The following is a 16936-nucleotide window of genomic DNA, read 5'->3' on the forward strand; positions in this document are numbered from 1 at the left end:
CGGATGTGCTATGCTCTAAGCGATTATCGGGAGATGTCCTTCCGGATCTTCGATTTTACCGGGCAATGCGTTCTTTATCCTCTCCCGTTGGTCATTCCTCAAAGCATGTCTACATTGCACAGCAGTCCTCCTGCCATACCTTATATCTTATCCTGTTTAACTCACGACAGATCCTAAATATCCATAATTTCCTTTTCTTTGGCCGCGCATTTTTTGTCCACTTCAGCCACAAATTTGTCTGTGAGTTTCTGTACGTCGTCTGTTGCCTTTTTGAGATCGTCTTCCGTGATCATTTTATCTTTTTCAAGTTTTTTCAGGCTGTCGTTGGCGTCGCGGCGCACGTTGCGCACGGCCACCTTGGCGTCTTCGCTGTATTTACGGGCAACTTTGACAAGCTCTTTGCGGCGTTCTTCGGTGAGTGGCGGAATAACAATGCGTATGATCTTGCCGTCATTGACCGGGGTCAGCCCCAGATCTGACTGCAGGACGGCTTTTTCCACAGCCGCCATACCGCCCTTGTCCCAAGGCTGTATGGTCAGGGTGCGGCTGTCGGGAACGGCTATGGAAGCCATTTGTCCTATGAGGGTCGGAGTTCCGTAATAATCGGCCTTGATGCCTTCCACAAGAGTTGTTGAAGCCCGGCCGGTGCGCAATTTTCCAAAATCGCGCGTGAGCGCTGTCAAGGCTTTTTCCATGCGTTCTTCGGCGTCGAGCAGTGTAGTATCCGTGTCCATGACGGTTCCTTTACGCTATGGTTAGCGATCATGCACAACTGTGCCCACTTTTTCGCCCAGCACAGCCCGGCGTATATCGCCGCCGAACATGCGGCAGACGATAATGGGCATATTGTTGTCCCGCACCAGAGCAAACGCCGTGGCGTCCATGACGCCCAGACGGCGGAAGAGAGTGTCATCGTAGCTTATACTGTCAAATTTAACGGCGTCGCTGTGGGTTGCCGGATCTCTGTCATAAATGCCGTCTACCTTGGTAGCCTTGATGATGGCCTCGCATTTAAGTTCCATGCCGCGCAGGGCGGCAGTGGTGTCGGTAGTAAAATAGGGGTTGCCTGTACCGGCCGCACATATCACAACCCTCCCCTTTTCCAGATGTCTCAGGGCGCGGCGGCGGACAAAGGGCTCACAGACCTCCTGCATGGTGATGGCCGAAAGCACACGCGTGGGATGGCCCTGTTTTTCCAGCATGTCCTGCACCGCCAGCGCGTTGAGCACTGTAGCCAGCATGCCCATATAATCGGCCGAAGAACGCTCCATGCCCTTTGTCGAGGCGGAGAGACCGCGAAAAATATTGCCGCCGCCGATCACAATGGCCATAGCCACGCCCATGTCGAGCACCATGCCAATTTCACCGCAGATGGCGGCCACGGTTTCCGGGGCAATGCCGGTTTTCGTTTCACCGGCAAGGGCTTCGCCGCTCAGTTTAAGCAGCACCCGTCTGTATTTGAGTGTCGGCATGACCACGCCTGTTCCCAAGAGTTATGCGGTTATGTATACAATACTCGCAAACACAACCTTAACGCAAATCGCGTCCGGCTAAAAGCCTTTTTTGTGCGTGTTATTTTGAAGAATTGCGCGCGAACGGCCATTCTTCCACAATAAAAGTACGCTTTGCGCCATCTTTTCCAGCATGTGCAACAAGGCCGGGTGCTGATGGGGCGAAAAGGCCAGTTTCAGCAAAGCCGTTTTTGGCTCCAGCGCATCGTTCATCAGAATAACGATTTTTCCCTGGCGGATTGCCTGGGACGTATCAATTCCTTGCTGCACTTTTGCCGTCATGCCTTGCTTGCTTTCCGCGCCTGCTCTACCGTCGATGAAGCGAGGACTGATAACGTCGTTTGAATCCTGTTGAAACAATGTGGAGCAAGGTCAGGCAACTATTGTGTGGAATCAAGGCAAGAAGCAATGCAGACTTATTTACCTCCGTCGGGACTGTCATGAACATGATTACGTCGGAAGACGCCAAGGGCCGGTTCAACGCCTGTGGTGGGTATGAACTGCTCTGGTTTATCTTTCAAAATACGTGTACCCGCGCAAGCCGTCCTCAAATGCCTGCATAATGGCAAAACGTTCGCTTGGCGAGATGCGCCCCTGGCGTACGGCAAACTCCGCCGTGCCGCGCAGGTCTTCCAGTATGCGGTGCGGCTCATATTCCACATAAGTCAGGATGTCAGCCACAGAATCACCACGGATTTCACGTACGTATTCATAGCTGCCGTCATCCGCCGCACGGATGGACACCACATTTGTATCGCCCATAAGGTTGTGCAGATCGCCCAATGTTTCCTGATATGCGCCCACCAGAAATACGCCCAGATAATACTCTTCTCCGTCGCGCAACGGGTGCAGATCCAGCGTTGGTTTCATGCCTTGCGGATCAATAAAATGGTCAATGCGGCCGTCGGAATCACAGGTAATATCGGAAATAATGCCCTGACGCGAAGGAAATTCTCTGAGTCTGTGCACAGGCATGATAGGGAAAAGCTGATCTATGGCCCAGGAATCCGGCAGAGACTGAAATACACTAAAATTGCCATAATAAATATCGGCAAGACTCACGTCAATGTCTTCAAGGTCACGCGGCACATTTTTCAGCTTGCTCTTTTCCCTTGCTATGCGCATGATGATGGCCCAGAAAAAACGCTCTGCCAGCGTGCGCTGGCGTAGCGTGACCCGACCGGTAAAGAAAAGCTGGCGTATTTCATCACGGTAATAAATGGCGTCGTTATAGCATTCCTGCAGATTGCGCAAAGAAATGCCGGCAAGCGCCTCCTGCAGGTTGCGCACAGGCTCCGGCGCGTCTTCGGACAGCGTGTCCGGCAGCTGCACCTCCGCCACAGCGCTCACGTCCAGGATATTGAAAAGCAAAACAGAATAATAGGCTACGGTAGCCCGGCCCGATTCAGTGATGATATGCGGATGCGGCACGTCCTGCTCGTCCAGGATGCTCATAATCGTTTCCACCACGTCCGCGCAGTATTCATCCAGGCTGTAGTTACGCGAAGAAATATAGTTGGTGTGCGATCCGTCATAGTCCACGGCAAGACCGCCGCCGAGATCCAGATAGCCCATGGGCGCTCCTTCCTGCGCAAGCCCGACATACAGACGCGCGCTCTCCATAACGCCGGTGCGGATATCGCGAATATTGGAGACCTGGGAACCCAGATGATAGTGCAGCAGGCGGAAGCAATCCAACATGCCGCAAGTCTTGAGCGTGTCCACCACGTCCACTATCTGCGCCGGCGACAGGCCGAACGTGGAACGTTCGCCGCCGGAATCCGTCCAATGGCCCCCCGCCTTAACAGCCAGTTTTGCTCGGACGCCGATATTGGGCCGCACGTTGAGCGCCTTGCTGCGTTCCAGCAGAACTTCAAGCTCACTCGGCATTTCCATGACGAAAAACACATTAAAACCAAGACGCTGGGCCAGCAGGCCAAGGTCAATAAACTCTTCATCTTTATAGCCGTTGCAGACAATGCAGGCCTCCGCATCACGCATCAGCGAGACGGCCGCGATAAGTTCCGCCTTGGAGCCTACTTCCATGCCATGATGATATCTCGTGCCGAACTGGGCAATTTTTTCCACCACCTGCTGCTGCTGATTCACCTTGATGGGAAAAACGCCGCGATAGGCTCCCTTGTAGGAGAGGTTTTTGATGGCCCTGCAGAATGACTCATGGATATTCGCAATGCGCGAATCCAGAATATTTTCCACGCGCAACAGCACAGGCATGTCGTAACCGCGCTCGTGCAGACCGGCAATAATCTCAGGAATGGGAATGTGCGGCCCCCTAGTGCCCTGCGGACAGATGACAACCTCGCCTTCATCGGAAACATTGAAATACCCGGCGCCCCAGTTACGGATGCCGTACAGTTCAATGGAATCTTCCACGCGCCATTGCTGCAATGCACGATTTTTGGCCACTACACTCTCCCCTGCCGTTGTCGCAAACAACCACCCCACATTATGGCATTATGCCGTAAAAACATCGAAAGTCAATGCACGCCGCAGTGATGCGTTGCCCTTCCACGGCGGCACAGAGGAACAGCATGATATAAAAACAGTTCACCCCCATAGCGGATAGGGAACGGCGCGAAGCCGGTGCAGGCATCCAGGGCAAAAAACACGCGCCTTGCGGCGCGGCCATGGATGACCAATGGGAGAGGAAAAGGACGCATTGCTTGGTACAATCGCAGATCCGGCTAGAACATCTCCCGATAATCGCTTAGTTATAGAAGGTGTTATAAGGTGTTATGTGGATTGCTGAAATAGGTACGCCCTGGAGAGATTTACCATATGACAATTTTTTGTATAAAGAGCGCAATATTATCGAAAGAATGTTTTTGAAAATCAAACAATTCAAAGAGATTGCGAGAAAGTGATGAAACTGGCTGGATGCACAATGCCGTCCTGCGCCGGAGCTTGAACGCGAGGGGGGAAAGGTACAAACAAAAAATGCCACAACATGGTTGCGGCACATCTTGAAATCATGAAGGTTGCTTCATAGGGATGCTGTCACTGTTCGTAAAGCCCGCGAGCGCGCCGACGGTCACCGAATCTTTGTAGAGCAAATCCGCATTTTAATGCTGGTTTGCCCTAATCCTCACCTTCGGCATGCGACTGCTTGCCCGCACCCTTCAGGCCGTACATGGTGGTGGAACCGGAGGACCAGAATTCCAGCACTTCTTCATTAACCAGCTTGGTGAGAATTTTTTTGACGTCGCGGGGGCCTTTGTCCGGAAACAGTTCCGTAAAATCCTTGAAATAAAACTTGGATTTGGAGGCGGATTTGCTGTTCAGAAAATCAACAACAATGTCTTTGTCGTCAGCCATGTGCGTTCTCTCCATCATCCCGGCGGCGCCGACGCGCCGACGGGGCTAAACAACTTCCTAGAATTTGAACTGTGTGCTCTGCCGCCATGTATAGTAAGCGGGGTCGCGGAAGTCGTCAATCAGGTGATGGGTGAACTCAAGGCCGGTGAGTTTGAAGAAGCTCTCCCATCCTATACGTTCAGCCCAGTCGCCCAGCCGTTCATATTTTCTGGCGTTTGCCGCGTAAACTTCCACAATATGCTTCACGGTGTTGGTCAGTGTAGGCCAGCGCGGAGGCTCGTTCGGTATGTAGCCCACGACAACCTTGGAAAACTTGGGCATGGAAATGCGGTTGGAAACTTTCCCTCCCACCATAATGGCAATGCCGTCGCCCTCACCATCAGAAATGGGCAGGGCCGGACACATGGTGTAGCAGTTGCCGCAGTACATACAGCGCTCTTGTTTTACGGCGATCGAGTTCACTTTTTCGCCATTGTACTCCACCTTGATGGGCCGCACGGCTGCGGTAGGGCAGGCGGCCACGGCCAGAGGAATTTCGCAAAGCTGATCAGCCCACTGATGGTCTATCATAGGCGGTTTGCGGTGGATGCCCACAAGGCCGATGTCCGAGCAGTGCACAGCGCCGCACATATTGATGCAGCAGGCCAGCGCGATGCGCACCGGGGCAGGCATGCGCATGTTTTTAAAATCGTCAAATATGGCGTCCATCACGCATTTCACCGGGCCGGAGGCGTCGGTGGCCGGTGTATGGCAGTGCACCCACCCTTGGGTGTGAACCATATTGCTGATGCCCGCGCCCGTGCCGCCCACAGGGAATTTATAGGAGCCGCCTTCGAATTTGCGGCTGTCCAACTCGTCGCGCAGTTTTTTCATGGCGGCTTCGTTCGTCACCATGAATTCAACGTTGTTGCGGGTTGTCCAGCGCAGATAACCGCCGCAGTACTGGTCGGCGATGTCGCACAGCTCGCGGATATGCGTGATGGACATGGTGCGGGTGCCGCCCACACGAACGGTATAGACTTTATCGCCGTTTTCGGCCACATGCATGAGAACGCCCGGCTCCAGAATTTCGTGGTACAGCCATTTGCCGAGATTCTTTTTGATGACCGGCGGAAAATATTCGTCATACTTATGGGGCCCGATGTCGGTGATACGGTTTTCCATCGGTTTTTCGGGATTGTACCCGGAAGAAATAAAAACCATGTTCTTCTCCCTCTTCTGCTAGCGTTGATGACGCTTACGGTAAGCGACAAGATCACGCTGCCAGCCGCCGGGAACTTCTTCCTCTTTGAAGAAGATGTACGGGTTGGAGCGAGGTTCCTTTACATGACAGGCGGTTGCAGGAATTTTCGTGACTTCCAGAAGCTTCTGGAAAGACAGGCGTTTCATGGTTTCGCCTACGCGCTCACGGTTCTTGCCTTCTTCCATCCACCAGTCCCAGATTTTTTCAATGACTTCTTTGACGTCATCATACGGGGCTTCACAGGAAATAAAGGGCATAAGCAGCGAACCCATCTGCGCGCCGTCCACCACCGGGGCTTTGGCACCCACAAGAATGCTCGCGCCACGTTCGTCGCCGATGCGCAGCGCCTGGGGCATGGTGTTGATACAGTGCATGCAGCGCACGCAGTCCGCAGTTTTGATGGAAAGCTTCGCTCCGTCCCACTTCATGCAGCGGCTGGGGCAGCGGTCAATCATTTCAGCCTGAATGTCGAATTTGCCCCAGTCGCGGCCGGCATGCGCACCGGCGTTCGGTCTGATAGCGCCGCCCACATAGGCCTTGACTTTGTCCTGATCAATTTTGATGTCGTCTTTCCATGTGCCCACAACAGCAAAATCCGAACGGGCCATTGCGCAGACACAGCCGTTCGGACAGCCGTCAAATTTGAACTTGAACTTGTAGGGAAAGGCCGGGCGGTGCAATTCGTCCTGATAGTCCTGGGTCAGCTGGTAGCACATATCCTGGGTATTATAGCAGGCGTACTCACAGCGTGACTGGCCAAGACAGGCCTCGGGCGTGCGCAGGTTGGAGCCGGAACCGCCGAGATCCACATGCATGTTGTGGGTCAGCTCAAAGAAAATTTCTTCCAGCTGATGGGTCTGTGTGCCTAAAAGCACAATATCGCCGGTGGAACCGTGCATGTTGGTCAGGCCGGAACCGCGCAGATCCCAGATGTCGCACAGATCGCGCAGAAATTTGGTGTTATAGTATTTGCCGGATGGCTGCGCCACACGCATGGTGTGAAAATGCGCCACGCCGGAAAACTGTTCCGGCTGGTCGCAATACCTGCCGATAACTCCGCCGCCGTAACCGAACACACCAACGATCCCACCGTGTTTCCAGTGTGTTTCTTTTTCCGCATAGGAAAGTTCCAGCACACCCAGCAGATCATCAGGGCAGTCCTGCGGGATTTGGTAGTCGAGCCCTTTGGGATTTTTTGCCCGCATGGCTGCTTCTTGTTTAATGTCGGACACAAAGCTCGGCCAAGGGCCGGACTCAAGCTGATCCAACTGGGGAGTTGCATGTTTCGCCATTGCCTTACCTCCATATGGTTTTGTTGTATCATGGAAGTCACAAGACGTGTCGTCCCGAATCGTATACGCCGTATGGGAAAAGGCGCATAACGTGGTGTTACACATGTAATACTTTTTTTAGTATATCCCTTTTTTATTGCAACGGCAAGTCCTCCCGGCAAAGTTTACAGGACAATCGAATGAATTTCTAGGTAGTTAGTCCCAAAGTGAAATGGGCTGTATAAACATTAAATCTGTCGGGCCCCATGGAGATCGCCAGGTCAATTTTCTCATGGACATGGATTATTAACACCATCCTTACTTAGAAATGGAATAGCGCGGCGCGGCCGGATTTTTCGGCAGAATCTGTTTTTCAAAAGCGGTGCCGGTCCATTGATAACGTATGTCATTGGCAACAGACATATCTGCAAGGCCCCTGCTGCTCCAGAACAGGGGCTGCGCCCTGACGCCGTCAGTGTCCAGACATATCAGCGCGGATGGATTAATTCCATCCGGCAGGAGCCGGCCCGGCTCCAGAAATTCCCTGATGTCCGGTTCAGCCGGCGCGTCGATGGGCACAATTCTTCCGGAATTGTCCATCCGCCACAGCTCCATGGTGCAAAGCGGACCGTCCGTTGTACCTATGGCCGCAATGCAGAAGTTGTCAGCCGTATTGCGAAAAAGACGCAACGCCACCGTGCTGTCGTGAAAGGGCAGTGATGAAAAAACAAGCACGTCGTCCGTCTCGTCGGCCAGCTGCCAGAATTCTGCCTGGCCGTCGACGAGCAGACGCTGTTTTTCAGTTTCGGACAGGCCCTCGACCGTGTTTTCAAAAATACTGGGCGGCAGCAGGGCAAAAAATCCCTTGGCATTAATGCCTGCTCCCTGTTCCGCCCCGGCAATCGTAAATGAAAGAGCAAACATGCACACGCCCAGCAAAGCGGATATCCATACACAATGTCGCATGCCTTCCCCTACCCCAAAGCCCACTGCAAAAGCTTGCAGGCAATAAAACCCATAAGAGCCGCCGCCGGCAAAGTCAACACCCATGCCGTCACCAGATTGGCGGCAACAGGCCAGCGCACCGCGGAAAGCCGCTTGGTGGAGCCCACGCCGAAAATACAGGCGGAAATGGTGTGCGTGGTGCTGACCGGTGCGCCGATGAGCGAGGCTCCCGCGATGACCATGGCAGCGGAAGTCTCTGCAGTAAAACCGTGCTGCGGCTCCAGTTTGAAGATGCGGCTTCCCATGGTCTTCACAATCTTCCAGCCGCCGAGCGCCGTGCCAAGCGCCATGGCGCAGGCGCAGGCTATTTTGACCCAAAACGGCACTTCGATGGAGTCAATTTCGCCGAAAATCACCAGAGCCAACGTGATAATGCCCATGGTTTTCTGGGCGTCATTCAGCCCGTGGCTGAACGCCATACACCCGGAAGACACAAGCTGCATACGCCGAAAAATCGTATTGACCTTCTTGCGGTGGATGCGCGCGCATATCCAATAAACAAGCCACATTAAAAAAATGCCCGTCGTATAGCCAGCTACAGGCGAAACGACAAGCGGAATCAAGACCTTGACGACAATACTCTTGACGTTTAGCGCCCAGAATCCCGCCTCGCACACAGCCGCGCCGATGAGCCCGCCGATCAGGGCGTGCGAGGAAGAAGAAGGGATGCCGTAATACCAGGTGATGCAATTCCATGCGATGGCCCCCAACAGCGCGGCCAGCACAAGCAGATGGCTGCCTTCCACAACTTGGGGCAGCACAATGCCGCCGCCAAGCGTTTTGGCGACCTCCGTTCCCATAAGCGCCCCGCATAAATTGAGCAATGCCGCCGCACCCACGGCAAAACGCGGCGTAACAACCTTTGTGGAAACTACCGTTGCAATGGCGTTTGCGCAATCATGGGCGCCGTTTGTAAAGTCAAAAACCAGCGCCATCAGTATAATGACAATGAGAAGCAGGGGCGCTTCACACATTTTTCAGCACTGCTTCTTCAATAGTTTCAGCAAGCGCATTGACCTGTTCCAGCAGCATGTTGATGCGGTCGTAAGCCTGACTCCATTTCAATATCTGCATAATGCGAACCGGCGTGATTTCTTGCTGTTCGTCCATCAGCTCTGCCAGGGCGACGGGAAGCAGCATGTCACATTCACCGCGCAACTTCCTGAATTCGCGGGTCTTGTGGCAGTCCCGCCGCTTGCTCAGGCCTTCCAGCATCAGGCGCGTCAAGTCAAGCATGGCCGCAATGGTGCGCCCCATCTGCAAAGCGGGAAAACGCACACTCGAAAATTCAAAAATATGCAGACGCGTGCTCAGGCCGTGCAGACAGTCAATGCTTTCTTCCTGCGCATGACTGATGCGCAGGATGTCCTCACGGTCAATAGGCGTGATGAAGATTTGGGAAAGATCGAGTACAATGCGGCCGTAGAGCTTGTCAGCTTCATCTTCAAGAAAGGTTATTTCTTTATGGACATGCCCCTTGCCCACGGAGTCTTCCAGCATTTCCACCAGCAGTTCGGCCGTGCTGCGCAGCAGGCCGTTCTGTTCCAGCAGCATGGCGAAAAAAGGCGCTGATTTCGGCAATAGAAAGGCAAACATATGTTTTTCCATCGGATTATAGTAACTTTTTGACTCTTCTTGCAGTGTATACCTCAAGGGCAGTCTTTTCAAGACATTTTTTACACTGGCATCGTATCCTTTGTCCACCAATACCGCATCTGCCTTTTCCCCTGCAATCAGCGGCAACACCGTGAGAAAATATGATTTTTCCATTTCCCACATTCCGGCGGCAAGTCACGCCAAGGAACGGTGTCCGTTTTTGCTATCCACAATTACCGCTTTTACAAAACGACGGCTGCCGGAACATATCTGCCCAAGGTCTTCCGCTTCGTCCGGTGTGGCATCCTTGATGCGTTCGATGCTGCACAACTCCCTCCTGTTGCAGAACAATATCAGAACGTATTTTGACGGAATTAAAACTGTTGTGCTGTCGCCTTTTGTCTTTAAATTAAAAAACCCCGGATTATCGGCCGAAAGGCTCTGTTGTCGGATAACAATAAGGCTGCAAAAACTGTATGTCCGCACCAGCGGCTTGCGCCCAGCTGTCTTGCGTAAGCCGGCTGCAAATTGCCTTCTTGGTTATGCGCTCGACATTTGTCTAAAAATTTTATAGATTTTTCTCCTCACTGTGAGGAGAATTATGACATGCCGCATTCTGACACTGCGCAATGAGCAGGAATGGCCTGGTGCCTCCCAATGGCTCAAGGGCCGTTGCGCCCCTGACGAAAGCATGGAAAACACCGTGCGGGGAATGCTCGCCGCTGTGCGCGTCAATGGCGATGAAGCGCTTGTCAGTTATACGCGACGCTTTGACTGCCCGGATTTCGCCCCGCCCCTGCGCGTGAGCGGGCGGGACATCGCCCGCGCCGCTGCCCAAATTTCTGTGAAACACAGAGAACAAATCAGTGGAGCGGCAGCCAATATTCGCGATTTTCACGAAGCACAGATGGAGAAATCCTGGTTTATGACCCGTCCGGACGGCGGCATCCTGGGGCAAAAAATAACGCCTGTTGACGCGGCCGGCCTGTATGTGCCGGGCGGTCAGGGCGGCAACACGCCGCTTGTCTCCACCCTGCTTATGAACGCCATACCGGCGCAGACCGCCGGCGTGCCGCGCATTGCCGTTTGCACCCCGCCGCGTCAGGACGGCAGCATCAACCCGCACATTCTTGCGGCTGCGCATCTGCTGGGCATAGGCGAAATCTACCGCGTGGGCGGAGCATGGGCCATAGCGGCCATGACCTTCGGCACGGAGAGCCTGCCCCCTGTGGATATCATCGCGGGGCCGGGCAATATCTGGGTGACAACCGCAAAACGCCTTTGCCGGGGAACAGTGGGCATTGACATGATCGCCGGACCGAGCGAAGTGCTGATTCTGGCAGATTCCTCTGCCAATCCCGCCTTTGTGGCGGCGGATATGCTCTCGCAGGCGGAACACGACCCTCTGGCGTCAGCGCTGTGCATTACCGACGATGACCGCCTTGCCGAAACGCTTCAGCAGGAACTGCAAAAACAGTGCGCCACCCTGCCCAGATCCCAGACAGCCGCGCGCGCGCTGCGCGACTGGGGCGCCATTGTTGTGACTTCTGATATGAACACGGCCATTGCCATAGCCAACCTCGTCGCCCCGGAACATCTGGAACTCTGCACACGTGACCCGTGGGCCCTGCTGCCGCGCATACGCCATGCGGGTGCTGTTTTTTTGGGCCAACACAGCCCGGAAGCTGTTGGAGACTACTACGCCGGGCCAAACCATGTCCTGCCCACCATGGGCACGGCACGTTTTGCCTCCGCGCTTTCCGTACAAACTTTCTGCAAAAAAACCAGCATAGTAGCAGTATCGCCCTCTTTTGTGCGAGAACACGCCGCGGCTATTGCCGATCTAGCCCGACTGGAAGGACTGGAGGCCCACGCCAGGTCTGTGGAAGCGCGCCTCCCTCGGGAAAAAGCCGAAGCAGCGAACGGGGGATAATTATGCAAGTCGTTATAAAAACAGATATTACAGCCTATCCCTTGCGTTCGCGGGGCAAAGTGCGTGATATTTATGAAGTGGACGACAATACGCTGTTGATTGTCACCACAGACCGCATGTCGGCCTTTGACGTCATCATGAGCGAGCCCATCCCCTACAAGGGGGTGATATTGAATAAAATCACCCTGTTCTGGATGGAAAAATTTAAAAATGTTGTCCCCAACCATCTGCTGGAAAGCGATGTCGCCAGCTTTCCGACCGCGCTGGCCCCCTGGGCGGGCATGCTTGAAGGCCGTGCCGTGCTGGTGCGCAAGGCAAAACCGCTGCCGGTGGAATGTATTGTTCGCGGTTATATCACCGGCTCAGGCTGGAAAGACTATAAGACAAGGGGCACGGTGTGCGGCCACAAGCTCCCCGCCGGTCTGCGCGAATCAGACGAACTGGAGCCGGCGCTCTTTACCCCCTCCACCAAGGCCACGCTCGGTGAACACGATGAGAATATCAACGTTGCCGAAGCCGGGCGTCTGCTCGGCGAAGCCGCAGCCGGCGAAGCCGAACAGCTTTCTCTCGGAATTTATGAAGCCGGACGGGCTTACGCCGCAGAACGCGGTATTATTGTGGCGGATACAAAGTTTGAGTTCGGCTTTATTGACGGCAAACTACACCTTATTGACGAGGTGTTGACGCCGGACTCTTCCCGCTTCTGGCCCGCGGCAACGTACAAACTTGGGCAGAGTCAGCCGAGTTTTGACAAACAATATCTGCGCAACTGGCTGAAAAAACAGCCTTGGGATATGCGTCCCCCGCCGCCGCCGCTGCCGGATGATGTAATAGCCGCCACAGCAGAACGTTATAAAGAAGCCTTTGCTGTTCTGGCCGGCGGAACAGACCCTGCTTTAAGGAAGGAGAAAATACATGCTGCTGCAAGGGAAAAAGGCTCTGATTATAGGCCTTGCCAACAATAAAAGCATTGCTTGGGGCATAGCATCCTGTTTCAAGGCACAAGGCGCACGCCTTGCCTTCAATTATGTGGGGGACGCCATAAAAAAACGGGTGGACCCCTTGAACGAAAAAATCGGCGGAGAATTTACTTTTCCGTGCGACGTGTGCGATGACGCGCAGATTGAAGCCGCCGTGAAAACAGTCAAACAGCAATGGGGCACTGTGGATGTGCTTGTACATTCAGTCGCCTTCGCCAATCGTGACGATTTGACGGGCCGCTATCTCAACGTCTCCCGCGACGGCTTCAAGCTCGCGCTGGAGGTTTCCGTCTATTCGCTGACCGCGCTGTGCCGCGCTTTTGAGCCGCTGCTGCACGACGGCGTGTCAGTGATCTCCATGACCTACCACGGTTCCACAAAGATTATACCGGGCTATAACGTCATGGGCGTCGCCAAGGCAGCGCTGGAGGCCTCTGTGCGTTATCTGGCGCTTGACCTCGGCAAAAACGGCGTGCGCGTCAACGCCATCAGCGCCGGCCCCATAAAAACACTGGCATCGTCCGCGGTTTCCGGCCTCAAAAACATCTTTACCCGTGTGGAGGAAGCCGCCCCCCTGCACCGCAACGTAACAACAACAGATGTCGGCGGCGTGGCCACATTTCTGGCTTCCGACCTTGCCCATGGCGTTACAGGCGAAATTGTCTATGTAGACAGCGGGTTCAGCAAGCTCGGTATTTGAGTGCCGTTGTGAATTATATGCTGTTGAACGTTCTGGGCATTTTTGCCGTGTCCGCCTTTGGACTGCTGGTATATTACTGCGTGGGCGGCAGGGTCGACAAACAGCCACCGCACGGACAAAAGAACGACAATAAAGATCCGCCTGCCCGGCCCTGACGCATGAACGGGGACGCGGCCATTGCCCGCCCTTGACCGTTCGGCATCAATGCAATCCCGGCAAAGGCCGATTGCGCGAACAGTTACGCAACAAGGCGACAATCTGTGCTTTGTGCTTGCGCGTTACCTGCTCCGGCCTATTATGCCACCAAGTGATTGTGCTCCCCTGAGTGCCCAACATCAACCACCTCCGCGAGAGGGAAAAGAGCTGAACTTTTGTACGCTTTTTTCTTGCGCCTTATACGCTTTTAGCTTATTTACTGTTGACCTGACGCGCTTGTTTGCCGCACGGAGAGGTGTCCGAGCTGGCCTAAGGAGCACGATTGGAAATCGTGTGTTGGTTAACAGCCAACCGAGAGTTCGAATCTCTCCCTCTCCGCCAGATTTTAATTCAGCTGAACCCCGGACAAGCTGGAAAGTGTTTCCTGGCAAGAGATTTATCGAAACGTCTTGTCCGGGTTCGGCTGAAAAATTCCATAGACAGCCCACCTTAGACAGCCCACCTTTTCGGGGGTACTTCTGGAGGTATGAAACCCCTTGCCAGGAGTGATACCCCCATGTCTCGGTCTAATGCTCTCACAGACACCGCTATTCGCGGTGCAAAGCCTACAGACAAACCCCAGAAACTCTTTGACGGCAACGGTCTCTTTCTTTTCGTCGCTCCAAGCGGCGCGAAAAGCTGGCGCTTGAAGTACCGCTTTCAGGGCCGTGAAAAGTTGTTGACCCTTGGCACATACCCCCAACTTTCCTTGAAAGAAGCACGGGAAGCCTGTGCTGACGCCAAAAAAAAGTTGAGCGGGGGTATTGATCCCTCAATGGAAAAGAAGGTTAAGGCGCGGAGCGTTCAGACCTCCTTTGAGTTCGTTGCGCGAGAATGGCACGAAAACCAGAAGCTCACTTGGACGGAAGGTTACGCCAAAGACGTTATGGAGCGCATCGACAAAAATGTGTTCCCGCTACTTGGCAACCGGCCTGTTGGTGAAATAACCCCGCCTGAACTTCTCGCCGTGCTGCGGAAGATCGAAACACGCGGAGCCGTTGACCAAGCCCATCGGGTACGCAGCATTTGCTCCCTGATTTTCCGCTGGGCTTGAAAAAAACAGTTGCTCAACTGGTAGATTTGATGGATGCAATTCCCCACGAGAGCTTTTTTCTAACCACCACTGAATACGACGAAAAAAATTTTGTGGTGTCCAATTACGGAAGACTGCCGTTGGCAGTTCGAAATATAGGCAGAGATTTGCTGGCGCATCTGGCGACACTTGATTCTGGTGTATCAGGACGGGAAAGTCTTTGCGTAGCGCAAAAACTTCAACAAGCCGCTTGGCATCTCTTGGAACACACAACGCCAAGCGCTCCCGATAGTGGATACCTACGGAATTTCTGGGCGGCACACCATCGCACTCGATCTCTATGACAAAACACTCCTGCGCAGTGCTGCCATCGACCTCGCATCGAAGAATCTGGATGAGTGTATAGTCGCGCCCATGCAGAATTGCCTCGTGCAACTCTCTTGCACGAGGAATTGTCAGTTCGTTTGCTGTACTGACCTCAACAATGTTGGGGAGTTCAAAGTACATCTCAGGCCTATTATTCTGATTCTCAACCGGCACGAGGAGGCGTTGAAATAATAATCGCTGGCGCACCGACCTCTCCGAAAAATGAAGATCGACCGCTACCGCCCTGCCGTTGTAAAATCCACTGACAATGCCCAAAAACTCTCATTGACGCGGCAAAGATTATTTCTCTTTTAGTGGAAAAATCAACATGTTAATCATATGCATGTCGTTGCCATCGTCTGGTTGGTAATGCAAAAATAACCACCAATGCCCCGCTTCGTATGACGAACGCATGCAAACCAATGTCAATACCGCGCGGCCACCAGTTCTTTCAGATCGCGTTTGGGCACATAGTGCACGCCTTGGGCGTCGCGCCAGTAAGCGAAGGCGCCGTCAGCAGGCATGGGGACCACTACCCGTGTTTCTTTGGCCACGCCAAAGCCGATGAGCAGCGCGATTTTCATCCCTGTCGGCACATGTAAGAGCGCGGACGCTGCGGAATGATCAAAAGACTGGATCATGCAGCAGCCCCACCCCCGGCTGCATGCCGCAAGCTGCATGGTCTGGGCCGCTATGCCCACGTCAAAGCAGACCAGTTGCCCTGCGTCTGCCGGCATCAGAACGGCGATGAAGGCTGTGGGCTGTTCGCCTTCATGCGGGCCGCCCCAGTCTTTGAGCGCGCCGGCCCATTTTGTCAGCGAAAAAAGTTTTTTGCAGGTTTCTCCGGGGCCTACCAGCGTAAACCGCAAGGATTGGGCGTTTTTTGCCGAAGGCGCAAGTCGCGCGCAATCGACAAGCCAGTCCATATCCGCCATGTTCAAAGGCTGGTTTTCCGCAAAACGGCGGCAGGTGCGGGCCGTTTTCACGTGTTCTTTAGCTGTCTCCTTTGTCGGCAACAGGCAGTGTTTGCACGCTAATGATACAGCATGATGCAGGTGAGTTCGCAAGGGTGGTATTTGGTTAGATGTTTAGTCCCAAAAATGTGTTGCAACATGCGCGGGATCAGGATCGAATCCGGGCAGGAGACTGCTCTTTTATTTTCTGCGGAATTGGGGTATACTACTCCCGTCCCAAGATGTGTTTTTTGAAAAGGAGCAAAGAAATGGATATGTTTGAAGCGATTTTCACCCGCCGCAGCATACGCAAATACACGACGGAACCAGTCAGTGATGAAGATGTCACGCTTCTGCTCAAGGCGGCCATGCTGGCGCCGAGCGCGCACAATTGCCGGCCCTGGCATTTTGTGGTGGTGCGGGACGCGGCCGTGCGCAAATCCATTGCCGAACGTCACCCCTATGCCAAAATGGCGGCTGAAGCGCCGGTTGTGATCGTTGTCTGCGCAAATTTGAATGAGGAAAAAGAACCCGGCTTTTGGGTGCAGGACTGCTCCGCCGCCACGGAGAACATCATGCTGGCCGCGCGCGGCAAAAACCTCGGCACTGTCTGGTGCGGGCTGCATCCCATGAAGGATCGCGCCAAGGTCATACGTGAAACTCTCAACCTGCCGTCCAACATCATGCCGTTGAGCATAGTGGTTATCGGGCATCCGGCAGAAGCGTTTTCCGAAGCGAACCGCTACAACGCGGAAAAAATCCACTATGACCGCTGGCAATAACGAGGCATAAGCCGCATCAGCCACCGGACGCC

At 54.0% G+C, this 16936-nt stretch carries 18 protein-coding genes, 1 tRNA gene and 1 pseudogene; 8 read left to right on the top strand and 12 right to left on the bottom strand.

The features are described 5' to 3' along the window. Nucleotides 1-173: 173 nt before the first annotated feature. From frr to RSDT_RS03715, 10 genes are all read right to left on the bottom strand, one after another. Nucleotides 174-734, bottom strand: a complete 561-nt coding sequence (gene frr / locus RSDT_RS03665) for a ribosome recycling factor (protein WP_096399603.1) — start codon at nt 732-734, stop codon at nt 174-176. A gap of 21 nt (nt 735-755) precedes the next feature. After that, a complete protein-coding gene (gene pyrH, locus RSDT_RS03670; RefSeq protein WP_096399604.1) occupies nt 756-1472 on the bottom strand; it encodes a UMP kinase in 717 nt (238 codons plus the stop codon). Nucleotides 1473-1550: 78 nt separating this feature from the next. Next, entirely contained in the window at nt 1551-1793 is a 243-nt protein-coding gene (locus RSDT_RS03675) for a hypothetical protein (protein WP_096399605.1), read from the bottom strand. 228 nt (nt 1794-2021) lie between these two features. Then, nucleotides 2022-3938, bottom strand: a complete 1917-nt coding sequence (gene speA, locus RSDT_RS03680; RefSeq protein ID WP_096399606.1) for a biosynthetic arginine decarboxylase — start codon at nt 3936-3938, stop codon at nt 2022-2024. Between the two features lie 672 nt (nt 3939-4610). Then, the gene (locus RSDT_RS07400) at nt 4611-4847 is read right to left on the bottom strand and encodes a dissimilatory sulfite reductase D family protein (RefSeq protein ID WP_096399608.1); all 237 of its coding nucleotides are present in this window, start codon (nt 4845-4847) and stop codon (nt 4611-4613) included. 57 nt (nt 4848-4904) lie between these two features. Then, nucleotides 4905-6050, bottom strand: a complete 1146-nt coding sequence (gene dsrB, locus RSDT_RS03695; protein WP_096399609.1) for a dissimilatory-type sulfite reductase subunit beta — start codon at nt 6048-6050, stop codon at nt 4905-4907. 18 nt (nt 6051-6068) lie between these two features. After that, on the bottom strand, nt 6069-7382 hold the full coding sequence (gene dsrA, locus RSDT_RS03700) for a dissimilatory-type sulfite reductase subunit alpha (RefSeq protein WP_096399610.1): 1314 nt from the start codon (nt 7380-7382) through the stop codon (nt 6069-6071). Nucleotides 7383-7679: 297 nt separating this feature from the next. Continuing rightward, nucleotides 7680-8285: a hypothetical protein gene (locus tag RSDT_RS03705; protein ID WP_145954804.1), complete on the bottom strand. Its 606-nt coding sequence runs from the start codon at nt 8283-8285 to the stop codon at nt 7680-7682. Nucleotides 8286-8335: 50 nt separating this feature from the next. Further along, nucleotides 8336-9340 (bottom strand): inorganic phosphate transporter, encoded by a 1005-nt coding sequence (locus RSDT_RS03710; RefSeq protein WP_096399612.1) that lies wholly within the window; start codon nt 9338-9340, stop codon nt 8336-8338. After that, a complete protein-coding gene (locus RSDT_RS03715; protein WP_096400492.1) occupies nt 9333-9962 on the bottom strand; it encodes a DUF47 domain-containing protein in 630 nt (209 codons plus the stop codon). The genes RSDT_RS03710 and RSDT_RS03715 overlap by 8 nt, the downstream gene beginning before the upstream one ends. A gap of 100 nt (nt 9963-10062) precedes the next feature. Here RSDT_RS03715 and RSDT_RS06930 point away from each other — a divergent pair, with 100 nt between their 5' ends. The 7 genes from RSDT_RS06930 to RSDT_RS07160 all read left to right on the top strand — a co-directional run bounded on the left by RSDT_RS06930 (nt 10063) and on the right by RSDT_RS07160 (nt 14824). Continuing rightward, on the top strand, nt 10063-10536 hold the full coding sequence (locus tag RSDT_RS06930; protein WP_145954805.1) for a hypothetical protein: 474 nt from the start codon (nt 10063-10065) through the stop codon (nt 10534-10536). Nucleotides 10537-10563: 27 nt separating this feature from the next. Continuing rightward, a complete protein-coding gene (hisD, locus tag RSDT_RS03725; protein ID WP_096399614.1) occupies nt 10564-11895 on the top strand; it encodes a histidinol dehydrogenase in 1332 nt (443 codons plus the stop codon). A 2-nt stretch (nt 11896-11897) separates the two neighbouring features. Continuing rightward, a complete protein-coding gene (locus RSDT_RS03730; RefSeq protein ID WP_096399615.1) occupies nt 11898-12860 on the top strand; it encodes a phosphoribosylaminoimidazolesuccinocarboxamide synthase in 963 nt (320 codons plus the stop codon). Further along, the gene (locus tag RSDT_RS03735) at nt 12811-13575 is read left to right on the top strand and encodes an enoyl-ACP reductase FabI (RefSeq protein ID WP_096399616.1); all 765 of its coding nucleotides are present in this window, start codon (nt 12811-12813) and stop codon (nt 13573-13575) included. Before RSDT_RS03730 ends, RSDT_RS03735 begins: the two co-directional genes overlap by 50 nt. 8 nt (nt 13576-13583) lie before the next feature. After that, nucleotides 13584-13730: a hypothetical protein gene (locus RSDT_RS07050; RefSeq protein ID WP_172414409.1), complete on the top strand. Its 147-nt coding sequence runs from the start codon at nt 13584-13586 to the stop codon at nt 13728-13730. Between the two features lie 290 nt (nt 13731-14020). Continuing rightward, nucleotides 14021-14112, top strand: a tRNA-Ser gene (locus tag RSDT_RS03740). A 175-nt stretch (nt 14113-14287) separates the two neighbouring features. Continuing rightward, nucleotides 14288-14824 (top strand): tyrosine-type recombinase/integrase, encoded by a 537-nt coding sequence (locus tag RSDT_RS07160; RefSeq protein ID WP_096399617.1) that lies wholly within the window; start codon nt 14288-14290, stop codon nt 14822-14824. Between the two features lie 9 nt (nt 14825-14833). Here the strand turns inward: RSDT_RS07160 and RSDT_RS07865 are convergent. Then, nucleotides 14834-15310, bottom strand: a pseudogene (locus RSDT_RS07865) (hypothetical protein); the annotation flags it as partial. Between the two features lie 284 nt (nt 15311-15594). Further along, the gene (locus tag RSDT_RS03755; protein WP_096399618.1) at nt 15595-16155 is read right to left on the bottom strand and encodes a nitroreductase family protein; all 561 of its coding nucleotides are present in this window, start codon (nt 16153-16155) and stop codon (nt 15595-15597) included. 236 nt (nt 16156-16391) lie between these two features. On the opposite strand from RSDT_RS03755, the gene RSDT_RS03760 reads away from it, so the two are divergent. Beyond that, the gene (locus RSDT_RS03760) at nt 16392-16904 is read left to right on the top strand and encodes a nitroreductase family protein (protein WP_096400494.1); all 513 of its coding nucleotides are present in this window, start codon (nt 16392-16394) and stop codon (nt 16902-16904) included. Nucleotides 16905-16936: the final 32 nt, after the last annotated feature.

It is taken from the genome of Candidatus Desulfovibrio trichonymphae, from assembly GCF_002355955.1.
Lineage (GTDB): Bacteria > Desulfobacterota > Desulfovibrionia > Desulfovibrionales > Desulfovibrionaceae > Desulfovibrio > Desulfovibrio trichonymphae.

Coding starts and splice junctions, on each gene's coding strand:
- frr (WP_096399603.1), bottom strand. CDS start 734: ATGGACACGGATACTACACTGCTCGACGCCGAAGAACGCATGGAAAAA.
- pyrH (WP_096399604.1), bottom strand. CDS start 1,472: ATGCCGACACTCAAATACAGACGGGTGCTGCTTAAACTGAGCGGCGAA.
- RSDT_RS03675 (WP_096399605.1), bottom strand. CDS start 1,793: ATGACGGCAAAAGTGCAGCAAGGAATTGATACGTCCCAGGCAATCCGC.
- RSDT_RS07400 (WP_096399608.1), bottom strand. CDS start 4,847: ATGGCTGACGACAAAGACATTGTTGTTGATTTTCTGAACAGCAAATCC.
- dsrB (WP_096399609.1), bottom strand. CDS start 6,050: ATGGTTTTTATTTCTTCCGGGTACAATCCCGAAAAACCGATGGAAAAC.
- dsrA (WP_096399610.1), bottom strand. CDS start 7,382: ATGGCGAAACATGCAACTCCCCAGTTGGATCAGCTTGAGTCCGGCCCT.
- RSDT_RS03705 (WP_145954804.1), bottom strand. CDS start 8,285: ATGTTTGCTCTTTCATTTACGATTGCCGGGGCGGAACAGGGAGCAGGC.
- RSDT_RS03710 (WP_096399612.1), bottom strand. CDS start 9,340: ATGTGTGAAGCGCCCCTGCTTCTCATTGTCATTATACTGATGGCGCTG.
- RSDT_RS03715 (WP_096400492.1), bottom strand. CDS start 9,962: ATGTTTGCCTTTCTATTGCCGAAATCAGCGCCTTTTTTCGCCATGCTG.
- hisD (WP_096399614.1), top strand. CDS start 10,564: ATGACATGCCGCATTCTGACACTGCGCAATGAGCAGGAATGGCCTGGT.
- RSDT_RS03730 (WP_096399615.1), top strand. CDS start 11,898: ATGCAAGTCGTTATAAAAACAGATATTACAGCCTATCCCTTGCGTTCG.
- RSDT_RS03735 (WP_096399616.1), top strand. CDS start 12,811: ATGCTGCTGCAAGGGAAAAAGGCTCTGATTATAGGCCTTGCCAACAAT.
- RSDT_RS07160 (WP_096399617.1), top strand. CDS start 14,288: ATGTCTCGGTCTAATGCTCTCACAGACACCGCTATTCGCGGTGCAAAG.
- RSDT_RS03760 (WP_096400494.1), top strand. CDS start 16,392: ATGGATATGTTTGAAGCGATTTTCACCCGCCGCAGCATACGCAAATAC.